At 37.3% G+C, this 21,101-nt stretch carries 17 protein-coding genes; 10 read left to right on the top strand and 7 right to left on the bottom strand.

Annotated elements, in window-relative coordinates; genetic code table 11:
• Positions 1-423 precede the first annotated feature (423 nt).
• Positions 424-942 carry a DUF4920 domain-containing protein gene (locus tag IEV85_RS02990; RefSeq protein ID WP_188460320.1) on the top strand — a complete coding sequence of 173 codons (519 nt, stop codon included), beginning with the start codon at positions 424-426 and terminating at the stop codon, positions 940-942.
• A gap of 13 nt (positions 943-955) precedes the next feature.
• On the opposite strand, the gene IEV85_RS02985 is transcribed toward IEV85_RS02990, so the two are convergent.
• Entirely contained in the window at positions 956-1,327 is a 372-nt protein-coding gene (locus IEV85_RS02985) for a hypothetical protein (RefSeq protein ID WP_188460319.1), read from the bottom strand.
• Entirely contained in the window at positions 1,324-3,753 is a 2,430-nt protein-coding gene (locus IEV85_RS02980; RefSeq protein WP_188460318.1) for a penicillin acylase family protein, read from the bottom strand. Before IEV85_RS02980 ends, IEV85_RS02985 begins: the two co-directional genes overlap by 4 nt.
• A gap of 356 nt (positions 3,754-4,109) precedes the next feature.
• On the opposite strand from IEV85_RS02980, the gene IEV85_RS02975 reads away from it, so the two are divergent.
• A complete protein-coding gene (locus IEV85_RS02975) occupies positions 4,110-4,658 on the top strand; it encodes a KdsC family phosphatase (RefSeq protein WP_188460317.1) in 549 nt (182 codons plus the stop codon).
• Positions 4,659-4,677: 19 nt separating this feature from the next.
• Positions 4,678-5,511: a 3-deoxy-8-phosphooctulonate synthase gene (gene kdsA / locus IEV85_RS02970; RefSeq protein WP_188460316.1), complete on the top strand. Its 834-nt coding sequence runs from the start codon at positions 4,678-4,680 to the stop codon at positions 5,509-5,511.
• A 605-nt stretch (positions 5,512-6,116) separates the two neighbouring features.
• Here kdsA and IEV85_RS02965 read toward each other — a convergent pair.
• The 3 genes from IEV85_RS02965 to IEV85_RS02955 all read right to left on the bottom strand — a co-directional run bounded on the left by IEV85_RS02965 (position 6,117) and on the right by IEV85_RS02955 (position 10,465).
• Positions 6,117-6,794: a DUF3307 domain-containing protein gene (locus IEV85_RS02965; protein WP_188460315.1), complete on the bottom strand. Its 678-nt coding sequence runs from the start codon at positions 6,792-6,794 to the stop codon at positions 6,117-6,119.
• Position 6,795: 1 nt separating this feature from the next.
• Entirely contained in the window at positions 6,796-7,398 is a 603-nt protein-coding gene (locus IEV85_RS02960) for a SatD family protein (protein WP_188460314.1), read from the bottom strand.
• Between the two features lie 103 nt (positions 7,399-7,501).
• Positions 7,502-10,465: a DNA polymerase III subunit alpha gene (locus IEV85_RS02955; protein WP_188460313.1), complete on the bottom strand. Its 2,964-nt coding sequence runs from the start codon at positions 10,463-10,465 to the stop codon at positions 7,502-7,504.
• A 128-nt stretch (positions 10,466-10,593) separates the two neighbouring features.
• Here IEV85_RS02955 and IEV85_RS02950 point away from each other — a divergent pair, with 128 nt between their 5' ends.
• The gene (locus IEV85_RS02950) at positions 10,594-12,384 is read left to right on the top strand and encodes an SLC13 family permease (RefSeq protein ID WP_188460312.1); all 1,791 of its coding nucleotides are present in this window, start codon (positions 10,594-10,596) and stop codon (positions 12,382-12,384) included.
• A 41-nt stretch (positions 12,385-12,425) separates the two neighbouring features.
• Here the strand turns inward: IEV85_RS02950 and dinB are convergent, their stop codons facing one another.
• Positions 12,426-13,625: a DNA polymerase IV gene (dinB, locus tag IEV85_RS02945; protein WP_345259226.1), complete on the bottom strand. Its 1,200-nt coding sequence runs from the start codon at positions 13,623-13,625 to the stop codon at positions 12,426-12,428.
• Between the two features lie 107 nt (positions 13,626-13,732).
• On the opposite strand from dinB, the gene IEV85_RS02940 reads away from it, so the two are divergent.
• Positions 13,733-13,996 (top strand): hypothetical protein, encoded by a 264-nt coding sequence (locus tag IEV85_RS02940; RefSeq protein WP_188460311.1) that lies wholly within the window; start codon positions 13,733-13,735, stop codon positions 13,994-13,996.
• Between the two features lie 166 nt (positions 13,997-14,162).
• The gene (locus IEV85_RS02935; protein WP_188460310.1) at positions 14,163-14,930 is read left to right on the top strand and encodes a LexA family transcriptional regulator; all 768 of its coding nucleotides are present in this window, start codon (positions 14,163-14,165) and stop codon (positions 14,928-14,930) included.
• A gap of 59 nt (positions 14,931-14,989) precedes the next feature.
• Here IEV85_RS02935 and topA read toward each other — a convergent pair whose 3' ends face one another.
• A complete protein-coding gene (topA, locus tag IEV85_RS02930; RefSeq protein WP_188460309.1) occupies positions 14,990-17,413 on the bottom strand; it encodes a type I DNA topoisomerase in 2,424 nt (807 codons plus the stop codon).
• Between the two features lie 136 nt (positions 17,414-17,549).
• Between topA and IEV85_RS02925 the strand changes: the two genes are divergently transcribed.
• From IEV85_RS02925 to IEV85_RS02910, 4 genes are all read left to right on the top strand, one after another.
• A complete protein-coding gene (locus IEV85_RS02925) occupies positions 17,550-18,047 on the top strand; it encodes a SixA phosphatase family protein (RefSeq protein ID WP_188460308.1) in 498 nt (165 codons plus the stop codon).
• Positions 18,048-18,050: 3 nt separating this feature from the next.
• Entirely contained in the window at positions 18,051-19,118 is a 1,068-nt protein-coding gene (locus tag IEV85_RS02920; RefSeq protein WP_188460307.1) for an agmatinase family protein, read from the top strand.
• Between the two features lie 188 nt (positions 19,119-19,306).
• The gene (locus tag IEV85_RS02915; RefSeq protein WP_188460306.1) at positions 19,307-19,882 is read left to right on the top strand and encodes an RNA polymerase sigma-70 factor; all 576 of its coding nucleotides are present in this window, start codon (positions 19,307-19,309) and stop codon (positions 19,880-19,882) included.
• A 212-nt stretch (positions 19,883-20,094) separates the two neighbouring features.
• Positions 20,095-21,084 carry a FecR family protein gene (locus tag IEV85_RS02910; protein WP_188460305.1) on the top strand — a complete coding sequence of 330 codons (990 nt, stop codon included), beginning with the start codon at positions 20,095-20,097 and terminating at the stop codon, positions 21,082-21,084.
• The last annotated feature ends 17 nt before the right edge of the window (positions 21,085-21,101 follow it).

Raw genomic sequence — 21,101 nt, 5'->3', positions numbered from 1 at the left:
TGAATGGATAGGGTAAAATTTACAATCTTTTCATAAAAAAAAGGTGTCTTTCGACACCCTTCTTTCATTAACCAACTAATCACTAAACTATAAACTAACTAAAAAAGTGGTATAAAATAGGAGTAGATTCAGATTTGGATTCTGTTTCTACTTTCTTTTTAATTTTATGTGTAATATTTTTATTGAAACTGAATCCGCCAAAAAAGAGGAATATCCCTACCAGTATTCCGATCAGAAGTATTAAACCTCTCTTATTCCTTTTCGATAAATTCTTTTTCATTTCTTTTTTATCTATTTAGTTACACAACAATGATTGTGCCAAATGTGAAAAGGTTGCATCATTTCTTCATTTTATTTTAAACGATAATTTAGATATCTTCGTATTACAAAACCTTAAAAAATTTCAAAACAAATAAAAGGCACATGAAAGCAAAATTAATAGCAGCATTATTCCTGTTTGGGGCAGGGGTAGCATGCAATTCTCCTGAGAAAAAACAAGAAGAGACTACTGCTGAACCTGAAATGGAAACTTCTGCCATTGAGGAGAAAGATAGTACAGTGTTCGGAGAATCTTTCGATATCGGACAGGCGAAACAACCTGAAATGGTTTTAGCGAATCTTCAGCCGCAGGATTCCCTCAACGCAACTATCAGAGGAACTGTAAAAGAAGTGTGTAAGGCGAAAGGGTGTTGGATGACTATTGATTTAGGAAATGAAGAATCAATGAGGGTAACTTTTAAAGATTATGGTTTTTTTGTTCCTAAAGATATTGCCGGTAAAGAAGTGATATTTACTGGCCAGGTAAAATATACAGAAACTGATGTTGAAACATTGAGGCATTACGCTAAAGACGAAGGGCAAACGGAAGAGGAAGTGTTAGCCATTACTGAACCTGAACAAAGCTATAATTTTGTAGCTACAGGTGTTAAATTAGTTGACTAAATAAAACAGAGGACTATCTGTATAGTCCTCTGTTTCTTTCTTTTTTAAACAATTTTCGGAATCTTAAACCGCTTAATGTGCTAAATCCTCCTACTAAAGCACCTATCAGAGCTGTTATAATAATCATGTAAACGCCATTGGACAAAGTAAAAAGCGCTGCTATTTTATCTGATAAAAGCCCTTCTGACGATTGATGTATAATAAAAGCCTGAATAAGCCAAAGAAACCCAATTCCTAAAAAGCCACTGAAAAAGGAGCTTGTATTAGATCCACTAAATAGTGCTCCGGCAAAAAAGCCACATACAGCAATAGACCACCATGGGAAATATAGAAGGGCAAAATGGGCTACAACTGCAATAATTATTGTTCTGAATAGAAATTTCATTCTTCTTCTTCGTTTGGTGTTAATGTTTGAGTGAAGATAATATTTTTAAGTGCCTGCTGATTACTGTTATGATCCAGCTCATAGTATTCACCTTTGGCCCAGGTATCAATCATATTGTTGTAATAGAAGCTGCCAGGGTTGCCGGATTGCCCACCAGGATACACGCCATAAGCTCTTACCGGATTCTCTAATGAAACAATCATTCTCCACGATGCACCATGTCTGCCGGAAGTAGCATTGATGATATGTTTGTTTCCACCTATTGGAACCCGTTCTGTACTAAAGGCAGGTAGTCGCGCTAAATGTTGAACAGTAGTGTTCTTAAAATTACTCCATTTAAGCTCCATTCCTGTTATGCTTTTCCAATTCTCTACAGAATCTACAGCTTCTATGAAACCGGCCGTATATAAATCAGTGATTGATTCTTTTTTATTTGTATTTTGATTGTCAATGTACGGATCATTTGGAAAGCCTTTTAATATTTCTATGGTTCTTGGAAGTTCCGGTTTTCTTAATTTTTCTTCTGTGTTCAAAAACTCATCCCAGAGGTTTTTATACACTTCATCCCACCAGATTTCGAAGTAAGCAGGTGCTACAGCGTCTTTATCACTAATGAAATTCCAATTTGATAAAACATCAAAAGCTTGTTTCTGTACGTCAGTCAAGCTGTTTCTGTCCAGGCTGTCAAGCATAGTGGGTAAAATCTCAAATGCAAAGAGGCTGTAGTTGTCAGTTTGCAAGCGCTTCATGTCTTCAACAGTAATGTTTTCCAAAGTAGAAAGCTGGGAATTAATCCTCCTGTTCCTATAATGTTCATAACCTTTGTCGTAATGATAGTAAGGGTAGGTGCTGTCAACAGGAATTTGGTTGGCAGAACTTAAAAATCCCTGTTGAGGATTTTTCATAAATGCATTATGTTGATGGGGGATAAAGTCCTTCCAGTCCATATCTGCTCTGGAACCATCCATAATAAATTTCCCCTGTTCCTCCCATCTTAATGGAAATTTGCCATTTACCCATAAGGCAATGTCACCCTGTACACTTGCGAAAGCAAAATTCTGAGCAGGACAATCGTAGTAAGATAAAGCTTTTTTATAATCTTCATAGTTTTTTGCCCTATTGAGTAAATGAAAAGTTAATTGTTCATTAGAAGGATCATGAGCTGTCCATCTTAAGGCAAAATTGGCTTTTGAATCTTCTGCTTTAAAGTTCTTGTCATAAACAATAGGGCCATGATGAGTGTAATAGATAGTGTCAGTAAATTCTTCAGCGCCTCTTATTTTAAAGGTTTGAACAACTTTCTGAGTTTTTAACCATTTATTATTATACAGATATTCTGTTCTGTCATCATCTTTAAACTGAATATGATACCAGTCTCGCACATCTCTTGTGGCGTTGGTTTCGCCCCAGGCTATGCTGTCATTAAATCCTATTATAATACCCATTGCGCCTGGCAAAGTGCCACCATAAGTATTAACGCCTGGAGCATTGAGATGCATTACATACCATATAGAGGGTAAGTTCAAACCTAAGTGTGGGTCATTTGCTAAAATGGGTTGTCCTGTGCTTGTTTTGCTTCCCGCAACTACCCAGTTATTGCTTCCATTAGCCGGGTTTGGTTGTTGGCCTTCTCCTTCAGGAAATACTAACGGAAAAGTAATAGAATCAGGTCGGGAAACAGGAAGAGGTTCAAACTCCCATTTTTTTGAGGAAGGAATTACAGGATCCATTTTCGAGTATCGGTCTGGAAATAGAAAGTCAAATCTATCTTTTCCTAAAACTTTAAGTAATTCAGTGTTTTCAATGTCATAATCACTGCCGGCTAAATCGTTTGCCATGTATTTAAGTAACAAAGCGGACTTCATGTTAGTCCAGGGTTCAGGTTTATAGTCTAATAGTTTATATTCCAAAGGCAGGTTTTCGTAAGTTAAAGATTCAATGTAGCTATTGATTCCTTCAGTATAAGCAAAAAGCATAGGGCCAATAATAGAGTCCTCTTCCATTACTTTTAATCCATTTTCTGCCCCATAGAGCAGGCCATTCCTTCTTTGATAACGATCAAAGCTTAAAGCATCGGGTCCTATAATTTCTGAAACTCTTCCGGCCGCAGCATGGGTCTGAAATTCCATTTGCCATAGCCTGTTTGTTGCCGTAACATAACCCTGAGCCCTGTAGAGGTCAGCATCATTTTTGGCAAAAACGTGAGGGATTAATAAAGAGTCATAATACACTGAGACCGCATCTTTTAAGCCTCTGATAGTTACATTTTCATTAAAAGCGATGTCTTTATTATGAGAATTGGCCCAAAAACCATGGTAAGGGTCTAAAAATTTTCCTAACGGAGGAATTTGTCCCCACTTTTCATTTAAACCAACAACTAACGCTACCGCAATGATAAATGAAAAAAGGAATTTTATAAATTTCATGTGTGTATATTGGTTTTTTAATGGTCGCACAAAATGTCTATAACATACTCGTTCTTCCATCTGAGAACCTCTTCCAATATTTTTTTCAGATGATGTAATGAGTCTGTAGACATTTCTAGTATACTTAAATATTTTAGTGATCAATACCTGCTTTTAATATTAGGCAGGATGACTTATTCATTTCAATTTTTTTTGAAAATCTCTTTTTGGACTATTTCATGTTGGTTGAAAATAGGTAACAGCAAAGACATTTCAAAAATTGTATTTTATGAAATGATTGCCTAATGTATAAAAAAAAGGTTTTGTATGATAACGAAGCCCAATAAATATTAACGAATCTGTATCTTTGTAAGAATATGCAACAAGTAATTAAAAAATTTCCTGAAGAAATTGTACAAAAAGCACAAAAGATTAAAGCAATTGTAACAGATGTAGATGGCGTTTTAACAGATGGTGGAATCATTTATGATGGAGGAAATGAAGAGTGGAAGAAATTTAATGTAAAGGATGGACAAATTATAAGACCATTAAGAGAAAATGGAATAATAATAGCCGCTATTACAGGTAGAAATTCCCAGGTAGTGAAAAGAAGGCTGGAGGAGCTCAGGTTTGACTTTCACGTACATGGGAAATTAGATAAGATCAATTATTTTGAGGAAATTCTTAAGGTTTTTGAACTACAGCCCGAAGAAATATGCTATCTGGGTGATGATTTAACGGATATGCCTTGCTTAAAGGCCGCGGGATTAGGTATTTGTCCCAAAGATGCACTCAGTTATGTAAAAGAATATGCCGACTTTATAAGCGAAAAAGAGGGAGGAAGGGGTGTATTGCGTGAAGCGGGGGATCTGGTTTTGGCTGCTCAGGGTAAGCTGGAAAAAGTACTACATCAATATTTAAGATAAAACGCATTTAAAAATAATAATGGAAAAATTTAAACAACCTATTCAGGTAACTGATAATATTCAATTAGGCGGAGATAAATTAGTGGTTTTTGCAGGCCCTTGTGCAGCTGAAAGTACTTCTATATTATCTGAGACGGCCTCTGAGTTGAAAAATATTTGTTCTAAGCTGGAAATTGATTTGGTATTCAAATCCTCTTTTGATAAAGCTAACCGTACTTCTTTAAAATCTTACAGAGGACCAGGGCTTGAGAAAGGAATGGAAATGTTAGCTGAAATAAAATCAAAATATAACCTGCCCTTGGTTACCGATATTCATGAAACAGCCCAGATAGAGAGAGTGGCGGAGGTAGTGGATGTACTTCAAATTCCTGCGTTCTTATGTCGCCAAACGGATTTACTGGTGGCTGCTGCTGAAACAGGAAAGTGCATAAAAGTAAAAAGAGGCCAGTATATGGCTCCTGAAGATATGCAATACGCAGTAACTAAGGTACAGGAAAGCGGTAATAATAATGTGTGTTTAACAGAAAGAGGAGCTTCTTTTGGTTACCATAATTTAGTGGTTGATATGCGAGCTTTGCCTATTATGCGCCAGTTTGCACCTGTCATTTTCGACACTACTCATAGCGTGCAACAACCAGGTGCTGCCGGAGGTACTTCAGGAGGCCAGCGTGAATTTGCTCCATTTTTAGCGAGAGCTGCAGCGGCTGCCGGCATAGATGGCTTTTTCATTGAAACGCACCCTGATCCTTCAGTAGCTAAAAGTGATGGGCCTAATATGATCCCTTTGGCTGAAATGGAAGGCTTTTTGCAAATGCTGAAAGAAGTATGGTTGGTAGGTAGAAAATATGTTTAATAAGAGGAGCTAAAATAGGCTAGAAACCTTCATCATCTTTTAGCGTTTTAAAAAAGAAGTATAAAACGATAGATATGAAAAAAATAAATAAAGAAACCCTTCTCAATTATTCTTTAATAGTGTTAGCTATTTTTTCGCCTTCGCTGGCAAACCGTTTAAACGATAAAATTTATCGTAAAAATTTAGTGTATCAAAGAGTAAGAAGTTAATTAATGTTATAAAAAATCATAAAGAAGAGACTGTCTCAAAAGGGTAGTCTCTTCTTTTTTGCCCAAATATTACCTTATAATGGAAAAGGCTGTCTTACTTTTGAGATAAACCTCATGGCTGAGAGGGAAGGAGGGAGGGAGATTCAAAACCTCGTAGAGGTGGTGTTATGGTAATAATGAACTTACCATACTTTAAAGTCCTGTAGGGACGACATTATATACCTATAATATTCATTAAGCAACTTCTTTATAAAATGTCACCCCTAAGGGATTTTAACCTCTTCACCTTGATTGCTACCATAGTTTCGTACCGAGGGGATTAAAAATATTGGAGGGTAGAGATTGTTTTTATTTTCTCACTGATTTTTAAAGGGTTAAAAAAAAGAGACAGCACTGCTATCTGATTAAAAGACCTGTGAAAATAGCAAATGCAAAACTTAGAAGCGTACCGATCAGAATATATTCAGATTGAGCAAATTGCTTTTCTTCTCTTGAAGTTGCCGTTCTAAGTATAGATTTGGCGGCTATAATGAAACCTATTGCTGTATATTGCTGCAATAAAACCAGGGTGAGAACCAATAAGCGCTCGGTAATACCAATCCATTGCCCGGCATTTTTCAAACTAGGTACAGTGTGGTTTTTCCACCTTTCCGTTAGTTTTCCAATGATGATTCCTGCTGGTGCTGTAATGAAGATATAGGCAGTAGTTATTTTTAAAGCTTCTGTACTGATTTCCAGCTTTTCAGGGATAAAGGAAAAATCAAGTAAATAAAGTGTACACATAACCAGAATTAGCAAATGAGCTGCCTGGTCAATAAAGAATGCTTTTGGGGAGTCAGTAAATTGCATCTTTGTCCAATCAATTAATGTGTGGGTGAGTGCAACAAAAGCAGCTATCGGCCAAATTTGAATGTCCCAAAAAATGAGCAGTACAAATAAGCCTGTAATCAGGCCATGCAAGTACAGAAATACTGATTTACCCTTATGTTTGAATTTATGGTTCACCCACTTTTTGGGCTGAAGGATAAAATCTGTAATTAAATGACTTAGAAGGAGTTTGGTTAATATTTCCATTTTAAAATTGATTTACTATTTCTTCATATCTTTTCATAAAAAGTTCAATAACTGGCCAGTTGGCAGTTTGGAGTCTTTGGTGTACAGCCGACTGGGAGATATTGAGTAATTCTGCAATTTCCGACTGTGTTTTGCCTTCCAAAATATAGTAAATTACTTCAGTGGATTTTACAGTCCAGTTGCTTAAAATGACATCCAACATACTACAGGATAGCTCCAGTTCTTTGTTGGTTTCATCCGATACCGTTTTAATCATAAATTTTTTGTTGGCAGGTTTCAAAGAGTCTAATGTTCTGCCCGAAAGCCTGAATGCCGTACCATCAGATTCAGCAAGGTTTTTTTTCATGTATTCTATCGGACCTATTCCAATGGCAATTCTCACATCTGATTTTTCAAAAATCAGTAATGATTTTATTTTTAAGTAGATATTAAATGCCTCCAGTGCATTGCATATTCCCTGAAATGCGTCACCTCTATACAAGGAAAAGCTGTTGGAGGAGTTTCTCTCAAATTGTGAGAACTCCTGTTTTAGCCTCTTAAGAAGTGCATCTCTGTTTTCTACAGAGGAGGAATTAATGATATCACCTGTAATAACTGCTTCCATTCGCTACAATTATAAGGTTATTTCCTTATAATTACAATATATAAGCTTAAAACCTTATAATGTTATTTTATAAGCTTAAAACCTTATAATTTATTTACCATTATCAATGTGCTTTCATTGCTTCGGGTACTTTCCATCCCAATTTTTGCATGTAATTTACTTCAAGCATAGGATAACCATGGTCTTCTACTACTTTGCCTTCAATCAAATAAAAACCCTTACCTTTAAAAGGATACTTCTTAGCTTCCAACGGGAAGTGCACAGTATCAAATACTTCTCCTTTTTCATCATAAAATGTTCCGAAGTGCATTAATTGCTTATTAGCAGTAGAGGTGTTTTTTGTAGTAACTACATAGCCAATTACTTTTACTTTTTTACCTAAAAACTGAGGCAGCTCCTTTGCATATACCTGAGGTTTTACATCACTATCCATTAATAAAAAAGGGTTGCAAAGTGGAAATCCCAATATATCCAGTTCATCAAATGCCTGTTCCAGTGGCTCACTTTCCAAAGCGGGAAATTGATAATCTCTTACTTCTTCAAATAACTGCCCACTATAAGTTCGTTTAGTATGCCTGTTAAAATGTGCATGTGCTTCCCACAATAGTTGTTTTTTAGGTTTATCGATCCATCTAAAAGCACCCACCCGAATCAGAATGAGCAATTGCTCTTGCTTAATGGGGATTCTCTCTACAAAATCAGTTAGGCCTTTAAAAGTACCCCATTTTTGGCGCTCCTGTGGGATTAATTGAGCTATTTTAGTCTCCAGTTCTTTAATATGAATAAAACCAATATGAATTTCATTACCAGTAATATCAGTAAGATAATGGCTGGTATTTACACAGGGGGGCAAAATGTGTGCTCCATTCATTCGGGCTTCATGAAAGTAAAATTCAGTTTTGTAAAAGCCTCCGAAATTATTGATCACACCTACCATAAACTCAAGCGGGAAATGTGCCTTTAAGTACAAGCTTTCGTAGCTTTCTACTGCGAAACTGGCTGAATGGCCTTTAGCAAATGAGAAACCTGAGAAACTTGAGATTTCATACCATACTCTTTGAATTACTTTTTCATCATATCCTTTCTCTCTACAGTTTTTAAAAAACTGATCCTCCACTCGCTGAAATTCTGATCGGGAGCGGTATTTACCTGACATTCCCCTGCGCAGAATATCTGATTCAGTTAAAGTAAGCCCGCCAAAATGATGCGCTACCCGAATTACATCTTCCTGATATACCATCACACCATACGTTTCTTTCATCAATTCATCCATCACCGGGTGAATGGCTTCATAATTACCATTGCTGTGGTGGCGTTCAATGTAAGCCCGCATCATTCCGGATTGAGCCACCCCCGGTCTTATGATGGAACTGGCAGCTACCAAAGTAAGATAATCTTCGCAGTGAAGCTTTCCTAAGAGCATTCTCATGGCTGGGGATTCTACGTAAAAGCATCCCATGGTATTGCCGGTGCTGATCAGGGCTTTGATTTTCGGGTCTTTCTCAAGCACATTGGTATGGATATTTCCGGGATTTACTTTTTTACCCTGATTTTTCTCTACCAGCGCAATGCTATCTTTTATATGCCCTAAACCGCGCTGACTCAATACATCAAATTTATAAATGCCAATGTCTTCTGCATTATGCATTTCAAAATGAGACACAGGAAAGCCTTTAGGTGGTATTTCTGTTGCTGTATAAGCATAAATAGGCCGTTCTGTGATCAGTATGCCTCCTGCATGAATAGAAATGTTGGCAGGGAATTCTTTTGCCACCATATGTCGGGTATAGTGAAGTACCTTTTGCAAATAAGGATCTTTTTGACCGTAATAAGCAGAGTTTTCTGCCAGTTTATCAATCTCTTCTTTAGGCAATCCGAACACTTTGCCCAACTCGCGGATCATCATCCTTGCTTTCATAGTAGTATGAGTGCCTAGCAGGCTTGTATGCCGGGTGCCATGCTTGTCAAACATATACTGAATAACCTCATCACGATTTTGCCAGGAAAAATCAATGTCAAAATCCGGAGGAGAGCTTCGGGAAGGATTCAGAAATCGTTCGAAATATAAGTCCAGGGCAATAGGGTCTACATTAGTAATACCCATGCAATAGGCAATCATGCTATTGGCCCCGCTACCACGCCCTACATGCGGAAAGCCTTTGCTTCTGGCAAACTGAATCATATCATGAGTGATCAGATAATAAGAGGTGAAATCTTTTTGCCGAATGATCTCCATCTCTCTTTCAAAGCGTTCAGTAAGCACAGGGTTTTTCTTTCCATACCTATTTCTAAAGCCTTTTTTTGCTTCGGATTCAAAAAAGTGCCAATCTTCAATAACAGATCCTAATAGCGTTTTTTTATTTTTGGAAACCCCCAATCTGATTTCAAAATGACATTCATCCAATAGCTTTTCAGCATTTTTCACCAAGCTTTCTGCTCCCTGATAAAGAGCTTTTGCTTCCTGAGGTGTTCTTAAATATTCATTAGGTTGAGCTTGTAATTCAGCAGGCAACCTGCTTAATAATTGATTTTGCTGTATGGCCCGAAGAAGTCGGTGCATATTGTAGCCTGTTTTATCAATAAAGGTAACCGGCATTAAGGCCACTAATTTGTTTTCAGCTACTGAAAGCTTTGAGAAACGGAGCCGATTCACTTCTTCCGGACGCACACCAATAAATTCATTGCTTTTTAAAGTAGAGACAGGGGTGTGTAGTGGGTAAATAACCACTACATTGTCGGTAAACCGGGGCTTTGTTTGCAGAGGTAGTTCGTTACGGTTATGGTAAGAAAGAAACGCATTAAGTTCTTCAAATCCATCGTTATTCCGTGCCAACCCAATAAAGGCTAATTGCTCATTAGTTCGGAACTCGATACCGGGAATAATTTTAAGGGGAATTTCAGGATACTCTTTTTCCAGTAGTCGGAAAATTTCAATATAGGCAGCTGTACTGTGAATATCAGTTAAAGCCAGGGCAGTAACCTTTTTTTTATGTGCATCCAATACCAGTTCTGCGGGAGAAATCGTTCCGTATTTAAAGCTAAAATGGGTATGACAATTAAGAAACATTTAACTAATATTTTTAGTAAATTTAAGAATAAAAACTAAAAATATTGGCAAAAATAATAAAATATCATCCTTATTTTTTATTCAAAAGTAAGCTTTACATTAGAGCGAAGTTTTAATAACTATTTTTTATGGATTATCAATTAATTGTTACAATCTGTGTGATTGTAGGGGCAATGATACTTTTTGTAACTGAAGCATTAAGAATAGATTTAGTAGCTATTTTAGCCATGGTGGCATGGGTAATATTAGGCGTTCTGGAGCCTGAAGAGAGTTTTCAGGGATTTGCCAATAGTGCTACCCTAACAGTAGCAGCTATGTTTATCCTGAGCGATACACTGATACGAACCGGGATTGTGCAATTGATAGCTCCATTGGTGGTAAAACTTTTTAATAAATCTTATGCGGCTGCTATTTTCGGGATGGGGATTGGAACAGGGCTGGTCTCAGCTTTTATTAACAATACTCCGGTGGTGGCTACTTTTATTCCTATAGTAAACGATGCTGCCAAAAAAGTAAAAATGGCGCCCACTAAATTTCTTATTCCGCTTTCCTATGCAGCTATTTTTGGTGGAGCCTGTACATTAATAGGTACTTCAACTAACTTACTAGTGGCAGGAATTGCCAGCAATTATGGAGAGAAGGGCATCAGTATGTTTGTGATGACTCCTTTAGGTCTGATTTTTATGGTGATAGGCATGCTATACCTGATTTTTATCGGCCGAAGGTTTCTTCCGGATGAAATAGGTAAGCCATTACAGGATGAAGGGGAAATTAAATCTTATCTGACAGAAATAGAAATTACCACATTACCGGAAGAGGATAATGGGCTTACACTAAAGCAGCTTTTTGAAGATAAAGATATTGAAGTAGATGTGTACCAGCTAAAGCGAGGTAAAGAGACGATTAATAAACCTCAGCCGGACATCCCTTTACAAACAGGCGATATTTTGGTAGTATTAGGAGCTATTGATAAAGTGAAACAAGTAATAGCTGATAGTCATTTAGACATCGTAGGATCTATAAAAGACAAGAATTTCCCGGAAGAGGAGACTAAGTTAGTGGAGGTCATTATTATGCCGGGCACCCGCCTGGTAGGTAAAAAGCTTGAAAATGTTAACTTTTTATGGAAATACCGGGCCAATGTTTTGGCTATTAGGCAGAGAGGTAAAAGAAAATTTACCCACCTGGATAGCATAAAGCTTAATGTAGGTGATTTGTTGTTGCTTCAAACCAATGAAAGAGGGCTTCAGCTCATTCAGGAGGAAGAAAACCGGGCGAGTGCTCCATTCATGTCGGTGAGCCAAAGTGCACTCAAAGTGCCTCAAAAGAGAGATTTGCTTATTGTAGGAGGTGCACTTTTAGCAGCTATTTTACTCGCTACTTTTAATGTTATTCCCATTGTGGCTTCAGCGTGGGCGGCTGTTGTGTTTTTGGCAATCATCAGGATTATATCCATGCCGGATATTTACACAGCTATAGACTGGAAAGTAATTTTTTTACTGGTAGGTTCTTTAAGTTTTGGAAAAGCGATGGAAGAGAGTGGGTTGTCTAATATAATAGCTGATCTCATTAGAGATATTTTAGATACCTCGATGGGGCCAGTACTCATTATTGCTGTTATTTATTTAATCACCACTTTACTCACTGAAGTAATGTCCAATAATGCTGCAGTGGCTTTAATTACACCTATTGCGATTGCTCTGTCTAAGGCAATGGAAATCAATGCTTTGCCGCTTTTAATTGCTGTGATGATGGCAGGAAGTGCCAGCTTTTTAACGCCCATTGGCTACCAGACCAATACCATGGTATATAGCGCGGGTAATTATTCATTTAAAGATTTCTTTAAAGTGGGTGGCCCGCTCAACTTACTGTTTTGGATTATAGCTTCTGTGTTGATACCGGTTTTGTACCCTTTGTGAGGAGGAATATAAAGGAAAAGGTATGATATAAGGGGATTACCTCACCCCAAATCACCAGTAAAGAAGTTTCTGTTTTCTCTTAATCGTTTATCCAGGCCTAAAGTGTTGGCACGTACAATACTTTCAATGCCATGCTTGTTACGGATGGTATCCATTGCCTGGAAAAGCTGAATATGCTCCTGTGTATCGTCAAACAGGTTGATCTGGTAATTGCCATGAACCAGTCCGCTAAGGCGTACACCTATCATCCGAATCATCATTCTGCGGGTGTACAACTGCTGAAAGAGTTCTTTTGCGTAGCGAATGAGTGTTTCATCATTGGCTGTATAAGGGATTTTTTTCTGTTTATTTTCTGTGTCGAAATTACTGTATCGTATTTTAATAGAAATATTACAAGTCAGCCGGTTCTGACTTCGGAGTTTGTAAGCCAGCTTTTCCACCATGGCTGTTAAAATAATCTTCATTTGTTTTACATCCATTGTATCATGGTGAAAAGTACTTTCTGTAGAAATAGATTTTTGCTCGCTGTAAGGTGTAATAGGAGAGTGGTCTATTCCGTTCGCTCTTTGCCATAGCATGGTGCCATTTTTTCCAAACGTCTGTTCCAGCAGTTGGCGGGGCATATTGCGTAATGTCTCTACTTTATGAATGCCCATTTGCATTAAAAACTGAGCTGTTTTCTGGCCAATCATAGGGATTTTACGAATTGGCATAGGATCCAGAAATGCGGTTTCAGTGCCGGGCTCAATATGACGGGAATTATTAGGCTTGGCTTCTCCCGTAGCTATTTTGGAAATTAATTTATTAACAGATAGTCCCATTGAAAGGGGAAGCCCTGTTTCTTTGATGATTTTGCTGCGCAGTTCTTTCCCCCATTGAAAGCAACCAAAATATTTATCCATTCCGCTTACATCAAGGTAAAATTCATCAATAGAAGATTTTTCGAAAATGGGAGCCACTTCAGTTATAATTTCTGTTACCTGATGCGAATAGCGACTGTATGCTTCCATATCCCCGGAAATAACAGTAGCATCGGGGCATAGCTGCAGTGCCAGCTTCATGGGCATAGCCGAATGCACACCAAATTTGCGGGTTTCATAGCTGCATGAAGCTACTACACCCCGGTTGCTTCCCCCAATAATTACAGGTTTGTGAAGCAACCTGGGTTCTATTAACCTTTCTACTGATACAAAAAAGGTATCCATATCCATATGGATGATTGATCGGGAAGAATTCACCATAGTAAAACTAAAATAATTAGTATATTTATTGATTATTCAGATTTTAACACTAAATTTATGATCAAAATTACTAATAAAAATAGTATTAGTGTTAAAAAAGTTCAGAAATGAAAATAAGATTATCCAGTAAGCGATTGCACTCAGGAAAATGCCAGGTGCGGTTTCAGGTGGCTGAAGAAAGTACCGGAGCCAGCTGGTATGGTTATGCTTTGGCAGAACCTAAAGAAACCTTAAAAGAAGTGGTAGAAAGAATTGAATACCGTTTCATACAGCGTAAGAATGGTTTAAATCTTTACAGAAAAGCATTATATAATATGAATACTTTTCGCACTTCAGAAGAAAATATGATGATTTTTAGAGATCAAAAATAAATGATAATGCAAGGATTATATATCTTAGCAATCATTTTTAGATAAAGCGTATAGCTTGTCAGTAAGGCGTTCATTTATAGTTACTTGTGTTTTGTAATTACAAATAACTGCTTTAAAATAAAATAGGGAGTTAATATCAGTAAAATCATCAATAAAGTAATAAGAAGTGAGTTTTGTAAGCAGCAATATAAAGTATTTACGTAAGCAAAAAGGATGGACACAGCAGGATCTGGCTGATCAGCTGGAAATAAAACGCTCACTTATTGGCTCTTATGAAGAGAGTAGGGCTGACCCGAGAATTAGTACTTTACTTAAAATAGCAGAAGTATTTAATCTCAGCTTGGATGACCTGCTGTCTCAGGATTTAACCCAACACATCAGACCGGTAAAACCTACTAAAATATTGGCAATTACTGTTGATAGTGAGGAGAGGGAAAATATTGAATTGGTTCCGCAAAAGGCTGCTGCGGGATATACTTCCGGATATTCTGATCCTGAATATTTGCAGGACCTTCCCCGTTTTCAATTGCCTAACCTTCCGAAAAACAGAACTTACAGAGCATTCGAAATTTCAGGAGATTCTATGCTTCCTATACAACCAGGTACTATTATTATTGGACAATATGTGGAGCAGGCTGCTGATATCAAGAATGGAAATACATATATTATTATAAGTGAGCAGGAGGGTGTGGTATATAAAAGAGTATTTAATTACATTGCTGAAAAGGGCACACTTTATTTAGTTTCCGATAACACCTTGTATGCTCCGTATGAACTTTCAGCAGCTGGTGTTCTGGAAATTTGGGAAGCTAAAGCTTTTATCAGTACACAGTTCCCCCAGGCAAAAACCAGTGGAAATACTCCCTTAACCATGCAGGAGCTCACCCAGATGGTACTGGATATTAAAGCTGAAGTAACCAGACTAAAAAAATAGCCCTGATTGAAAATCAAGGCTATTTAAGGATTTATTGGGGAAACACTTCCCCTTTTTATTTACTTCTTTTTGGGAGTGGTTTTTTTCTTAGCAGGGGCTTTTTTTGTGCTCTTTGCAGTTGTTTTAGTTTTAGCCGCTGTTTTTGTTGCAGTTTTCGCTGCACCACCTCTTCGTCCTTTTTCAGGAGTTTTTTCAGCAAGTTCTACGCATTCAGCATAGGTCAGGTCTTCCGGTTCCTTGTCTTTAGGGATTTTAACATTCTTTTTCCCTGCTTTTATGTAAGGCCCCCATCTCCCGTTTAATATTTGCATTTCAGGGTCTTCATCAAATCCTTTAATGAATTTTTCCCTGTCAGCTTTTCTTTTTGCTTCAATAATTTCAATCGCTCTTTCCGCATTAATTTCTAAAGGATCATCTTCCTTAGGGATTGAATAAAATTTGCTGTCGTGCCTAATGTAAGGTCCAAATCTGCCAATGGCAGCTACCATTTTCTTATCTTCATAATCGGCTATATCTCTAGGAAGCTTAAATAGCTCCAGCGCATCTTCCAATGTAATGCTTTCTATAAACTGACCTTTTCTCAGGCTGGCAAATTGTGGCTTTTCGGCTCCTTCATCGCCTTCTTCAGGGGTTTCTCCTAACTGCACCAAGGGTCCGAATTTCCCAAGTCTTACAATTACTTTTTTGCCTGTTTTCGGGTCTATGCCTAATTCTCTACCGGTGTTTACATCTCTTCTCTCAAGGCTTTCTGCTTCATCCACCTTTGCGTGGAAGTTCCCATAAAACTGGTCAATCATTTTGTTCCATTCCTTCAGCCCTTTTGCTATCTCATCAAATTCTTTTTCTACATTGGCTGTGAAATTATAGTCGGTTACATTCGGAAAATGTTCCACCAGAAAATCATTCACTACCATAGCCAGGTTGCTAGGGTAGAGTTTATTCTTCTCTGTTCCGGTAACTTCAGTATTTTCAGTTTTATCAATTTTTTTGTTTTCTAAAACTAACTCCACATATTTTCTTTCCTTCCCTTCTCTGAACTCTTTTATTACATATCCTCTTTTTTGTACGGTAGAAATAGTAGGGGCGTAGGTTGATGGTCTTCCGATGCCTAACTCTTCCAGTTTTTTTACCAGAGTAGCTTCGTTGTATCTTGCAGGAGGACGTGTAAATCCCTCTCTTGAAGTCATTTTGTTCAGCTGTAATGCCTGTCCCAGCGTTAATGGAGGCAACATTCCTTTAGCTTCTGATTCCTGCTCGTCATCTTCATCAACCGACTCAATATAAACCTTCAGGAAACCTTCAAACTTTATAACCTCACCACTTGCGCTTAAGGTTTCTTTTGTGGTGGAGATATCTATACTAACATTTGTTTTTTCTATCTGTGCATCAGCCATTTGAGAGGCAATTGCTCTTTTCCAGATCAGCTCGTACAAACGCTTTTCATTATAATCAGAACCTGCTTCTTTATTACTGAAATTCGTAGGTCTAATGGCTTCGTGTGCCTCCTGTGCTCCGGCTGATTTTGTTTTAAACTTTCTTGTTTGCACAAATTCATCTCCAAATTCTGATGAGATCTCTGCAGTAGCACTTTTTACAGCATCATCAGAGAGGTTAAGAGAATCTGTTCTCATGTAAGAGATTTTACCTGCTTCGTATAGCCTTTGTGCTAATGACATTGTTTGTGATACAGAAAATCCCAACTTTCTGGATGCTTCCTGTTGCAAAGTGGAGGTGGTGAAAGGGGGTGCGGGAGTCTTTTTAGCAGGTTTTTTTTCTAGCTTTCCGATAGTAAAATCTGCATCCACACATTTTTCAAGAAACTCTCTGGCTTCATTTTCAGTAGAAAACCTTCCCGGTAATTCTGCCTTTAGAGTTTTTCCGCCTTCAACCTGAAATATAGCTTGAATCTTAAAAAAAGATTGAGCTTTAAATTTTTCAATTTCCCGCTCTCTTTCAACAACTATTCTCACTGCTACCGATTGCACTCTCCCTGCAGAAAGTCCGGTTTTAATTTTTTTCCAAAGGATGGGGGAGAGTTCAAATCCTACCAGCCTATCTAGTATTCTTCTGGCTTGTTGGGCATTTACTAAGTCGTTATCTATTCCTCTAGGGGAATTGAGTGCGTTTTGGATGGCAGATTTGGTAATTTCTCTAAAAACTATCCTTTTGATCCTGCTTTCATCTAATTTTAAAGCTTCTTTTAAATGCCAGGAGATGGCTTCACCTTCGCGGTCATCATCCGTTGCCAGGTAAATCATCTCTGCCAGTTTAGATTCTTTAGTGAGTAATTTAACCAGATCTTTTTTATCCTTCGAAATTTCATAGGTAGGTGCAAACCCGTTTTTAACATCTATAGCATTATTTCCTTTTTGCAAATCCCGAACATGACCGTAACTGGAAAGTACTTTATAATCCTTTCCAAGGTATCCTTCAATCGTTTTTGCTTTTGCGGGAGACTCTACAATGACTAGATTTTTCGACATAATTAATTTTATTTAATGCTAAAGAGTTTCAAATATCTACAAAAAAAGTTAGAAAAAAAGAATTTAGGTTTTTCCTCTTTTTTTTAAATAGTTTAAGTATTAATCCTAATTTTACTTTAAACAGGTAAATGAACAAATGGTTAAAGAGCTTTATTTAGTCCGACATGGGCAGGCAGAACCCCAGTCTGGCAGTACAAAAGATTTTCAACGACAGCTTACATCAAAGGGTTATCAGGATGCATCAAAAATTGGTTTGTATTTAAAATCAAAAGAGTTTTATCCGGATATTATCCTTCATAGTAGCTCAGTGAGGACCACAGATACCGTAAACAGGATTAATGAGCAACTAGGGATCGATTTAGACCATATTGAATCTTCAGAGGAAATCTACGAAGCTTCTGTGCGCATTTTACTTAGGGTAATTAGTGAGATTCCTGCAGAATTGCGTTCAGCCATTATTGTAGGCCATAACCCTTCAATTACTTATTTATCTGAATATATTACAGGAGCCGAAATTGGGCATGTGGGAACTGCAGGTATGGTGCATATTCAGATTCCTTTTACCTCATGGTCTGAGGTTTCAGAAAAAAATTGTGACTTTATTGAATATATAAGTCCGGAAGATATTTATTGATTTATGACAGAAAGCAAAAAGAAATTAATCGAAGAGTTTGACCCAAATGGTCTCGGAGTAAGTGGAACCATTTTTGGATTGCCTTTTGATGAAAAAACAGCAGATCTTATTTTATTACCCATTCCATGGGAGGTTACAGTATCGTATGAGGCAGGAACCGCAAACGGGCCTCAGCACATTATGGATGCTTCCACTCAGGTTGATTTGTATCAGAAAGATATAGAAGAGGCCTGGAAAATGGGAGTACATATGCTGCCCATTGATTCTAAGTTACGTGGGATTAGCGATACACATAGAAGTTTAGCAGAAGAATACCTGGATCATTTAGAAAGTGGTACTCAGGATACTGCGGAGGCAAAGGATTTATTAAAGAAAATAAATAGAGCCTGCGAAGAGATGATTGATTCTGTGAAACAGCAAACTCTTCAGCAACTTAATCAGGATAAATTAATAGCCCTTGTTGGTGGTGACCACAGTACTCCGTTAGGAGCCATGCAGGCTATGGCTGAAAAGTATGAATCTTTCGGTATTCTTCAGATTGATGCACACATGGATTTGAGAAAAGCATATGAGAATTTTGAATACTCTCATGCTTCCATTATGTATAATGCATTAAAATTACCCCAGGTAAATAGTCTTGTACAGGTAGGGATTCGTGATTACTGTGAGGAAGAAGTGCATTTTGTAAAAAAATCCAACGACAGAGTAGTGGTATTCTTTGATGAAGACATCAAAAACGGAATGTTTGAAGGTGAATCATGGACCATTATCTGTGACAGAATAATTAAGGAGTTGCCGGAGCATGTGTTTGTATCTTTTGATATAGATGGCTTACGTCCTGAACTTTGCCCAAATACCGGGACACCTGTTCCGGGAGGACTAAGCTTTTCGGAAGCTACTTATCTGTTAACCAAGTTGGTTAAAAACGGAAAAAAAATAATAGGTTTCGACTTAAATGAGGTAGCGCCAGGAGAAAATGACTGGAACGGAAATGTGGGAGCCAGACTACTCTATCGCTTGTGTAATCTAATGGGAGTGTCCAGAGGAAAACTTAAGTGGAGTGAGTATTAATACAGAGTTTTAATAAAGGCCGGAGAATTTTCCGACCTTTTTAATTGATAAAAGTATCTAAAGAATAACTATTAACTTAAATCTTATCAGTAGAATTAATATTTTAGTAACCCTTTCATTATAGAATTAGGCAGAGAAATTAAATAACTTTGAAATATTTATACTTATAAAGTAATTTCTACAAAGTTATGTCTGATGGGGAAATGAAAATATTGCTGTCTCAATTTCAAAATGGTGATAAAGAAGCCTTTGAAATAATATATAACCTTTATTGGAAAGAGCTTTATTTTCATGCTTACAAAAGACTAGGTGATGAGGATCATGCAGAAGAGTTAGTTCAGGAATTATTTGTACAACTTTGGGAAAAGAGGGCTTTTTTAGCAATAGAAAAATCTTTAAAGGCTTACCTTTTTGGAAACATAAAAAATAGAATATTACACTTTTACCGTGAAAAATATAAGCAATCAGCTCATTACGAGGCATCCTCGGAAGGGACTTTGGAATTCAATAGTGATACTGAGCAAGGTATTATACAGCGTGACCTGCTTGAAAAAATTGACTTACTCACTCAAAAACTGCCTTCCAGATCAAGGGACATTTTTGAGTTGAGCAGGAAGAAATTCCTTTCAAATAAAGAGATTGCAGAAAAACTCAATATATCTGAAAAAACAGTACAATACCATATCCATATCTCTCTTAAATATCTAAGGGCTAATTGTCCCGATTACCTTCTTTACTCTTTTCTATTGCTTTTTTGGTGGTAGTATTGCTTCTTTTTATCATTCAATATAATTCATCTCAATACTATAATGAGCTTCACTTTTTTCTACGGAAGCCTCTATTAAAAAAGCTTGTAAGCAAATTATTTCTTATTAATTAATCATTAAGAAGCGAGAATAACACTTAATAATTACATAACCAATAATGGCTAGGGTAAGGTGGCTCTTAAGTAACTACCTTATTGAAGACTATTATTATGGATAAAGAAAGATTAAAGTATTTGCTTACGCTTTATGAAGCAAATGCACTCAGTACAGATGAAAAAGAAGAGCTGGAAGAATGGTATGAAAGCTTTGATACGAAAGAAGACGATGCCCACCTAATAAATTTAAGATTTCAAGGCAATAAAAAGGGGCAAAAGATGTATGCCAACATTCTTAACAGAATTAAAGAGAAGGAAGCAGTAACACCCCGTGAATTTTATAGGAAAATTCCATTACGCGGAGCCGCAGCCATTAGCTTACTTTTAGTGGCTTCCATATTACTTATCTCCAATCGTTCCTCACTTTATAAGGAATTAATTACCGCCACCAATAAAACCATTTATGTTCCTGAAGGGAAAATGCAAATAGTGAGCTTGCCGGATGGCTCAAAAACATGGTTGCGTTCAGGTTCTACTCTAACCTATAACCGTTTTTTTCTGGGAGGTCAACGTAACCTGTTTTTAAAAGGAGAAGCTTATTTTGAAGTAGAAAGAAATCCTGATAAGCCTTTTGTTGTGCAATCGGGTAGCATGAAAACTACTGTTCTGGGTACATCATTTAATATTAAGGCACTCACGGAATTCGAGATTTATGAAGTACTTGTGCGCACCGGAAAAGTTCAGGTAAGTGATTCCAATAGCATACTGGCCACCCTCCTGCCAAAAGACAGGTTGATGGCTAAACATAACCAACACATTTTAGATAGTGCCAATGTGGATAACTACCTCCGTTGGCGCAATGGAAACCTGCGGTTTGACAGTAGCAATATAGAGGAAATAGCATGGTACCTCGAAAACCGATTTGGTGTAAATATAGAATTGGCTGACATGAAAATGAAATCATGCACCTTCTCGGGGGATTTTACAGGCCTTTCCCTCAGCAGCATATTTAAAATTATGCAGGAGGTACACCCTTTTGAAGTACAATACCTTGGAAAAGAGAATATTAAAATTATTAGCGGGCCGGGCTGTAGTTTACCCTAAACCAAAAGCCTTTACTT

This window comes from Marivirga lumbricoides, assembly GCF_014636295.1.
GTDB lineage: Bacteria > Bacteroidota > Bacteroidia > Cytophagales > Cyclobacteriaceae > Marivirga > Marivirga lumbricoides.
Note: the sequence above shows the minus strand (reverse complement) of the source record. Positions and strands in the feature narration are given on the sequence as shown.

Excerpts from the sequence above, each read along its gene's own strand:
- IEV85_RS02950 (WP_188460312.1), top strand. The coding sequence starts at position 10,594 with ATGGATTATCAATTAATTGTTACAATCTGTGTGATTGTAGGGGCAATG.
- IEV85_RS02915 (WP_188460306.1), top strand. The coding sequence starts at position 19,307 with ATGTCTGATGGGGAAATGAAAATATTGCTGTCTCAATTTCAAAATGGT.
- IEV85_RS02985 (WP_188460319.1), bottom strand. The coding sequence starts at position 1,327 with ATGAAATTTCTATTCAGAACAATAATTATTGCAGTTGTAGCCCATTTT.
- dinB (WP_345259226.1), bottom strand. The coding sequence starts at position 13,625 with ATGGTGAATTCTTCCCGATCAATCATCCATATGGATATGGATACCTTT.
- IEV85_RS02990 (WP_188460320.1), top strand. The coding sequence starts at position 424 with ATGAAAGCAAAATTAATAGCAGCATTATTCCTGTTTGGGGCAGGGGTA.
- IEV85_RS02965 (WP_188460315.1), bottom strand. The coding sequence starts at position 6,794 with ATGGAAATATTAACCAAACTCCTTCTAAGTCATTTAATTACAGATTTT.
- IEV85_RS02975 (WP_188460317.1), top strand. The coding sequence starts at position 4,110 with ATGCAACAAGTAATTAAAAAATTTCCTGAAGAAATTGTACAAAAAGCA.
- IEV85_RS02960 (WP_188460314.1), bottom strand. The coding sequence starts at position 7,398 with ATGGAAGCAGTTATTACAGGTGATATCATTAATTCCTCCTCTGTAGAA.
- IEV85_RS02955 (WP_188460313.1), bottom strand. The coding sequence starts at position 10,465 with ATGTTTCTTAATTGTCATACCCATTTTAGCTTTAAATACGGAACGATT.
- IEV85_RS02980 (WP_188460318.1), bottom strand. The coding sequence starts at position 3,753 with ATGAAATTTATAAAATTCCTTTTTTCATTTATCATTGCGGTAGCGTTA.
- IEV85_RS02920 (WP_188460307.1), top strand. The coding sequence starts at position 18,051 with ATGACAGAAAGCAAAAAGAAATTAATCGAAGAGTTTGACCCAAATGGT.
- topA (WP_188460309.1), bottom strand. The coding sequence starts at position 17,413 with ATGTCGAAAAATCTAGTCATTGTAGAGTCTCCCGCAAAAGCAAAAACG.
- IEV85_RS02925 (WP_188460308.1), top strand. The coding sequence starts at position 17,550 with ATGGTTAAAGAGCTTTATTTAGTCCGACATGGGCAGGCAGAACCCCAG.
- IEV85_RS02910 (WP_188460305.1), top strand. The coding sequence starts at position 20,095 with ATGGATAAAGAAAGATTAAAGTATTTGCTTACGCTTTATGAAGCAAAT.
- kdsA (WP_188460316.1), top strand. The coding sequence starts at position 4,678 with ATGGAAAAATTTAAACAACCTATTCAGGTAACTGATAATATTCAATTA.
- IEV85_RS02940 (WP_188460311.1), top strand. The coding sequence starts at position 13,733 with ATGAAAATAAGATTATCCAGTAAGCGATTGCACTCAGGAAAATGCCAG.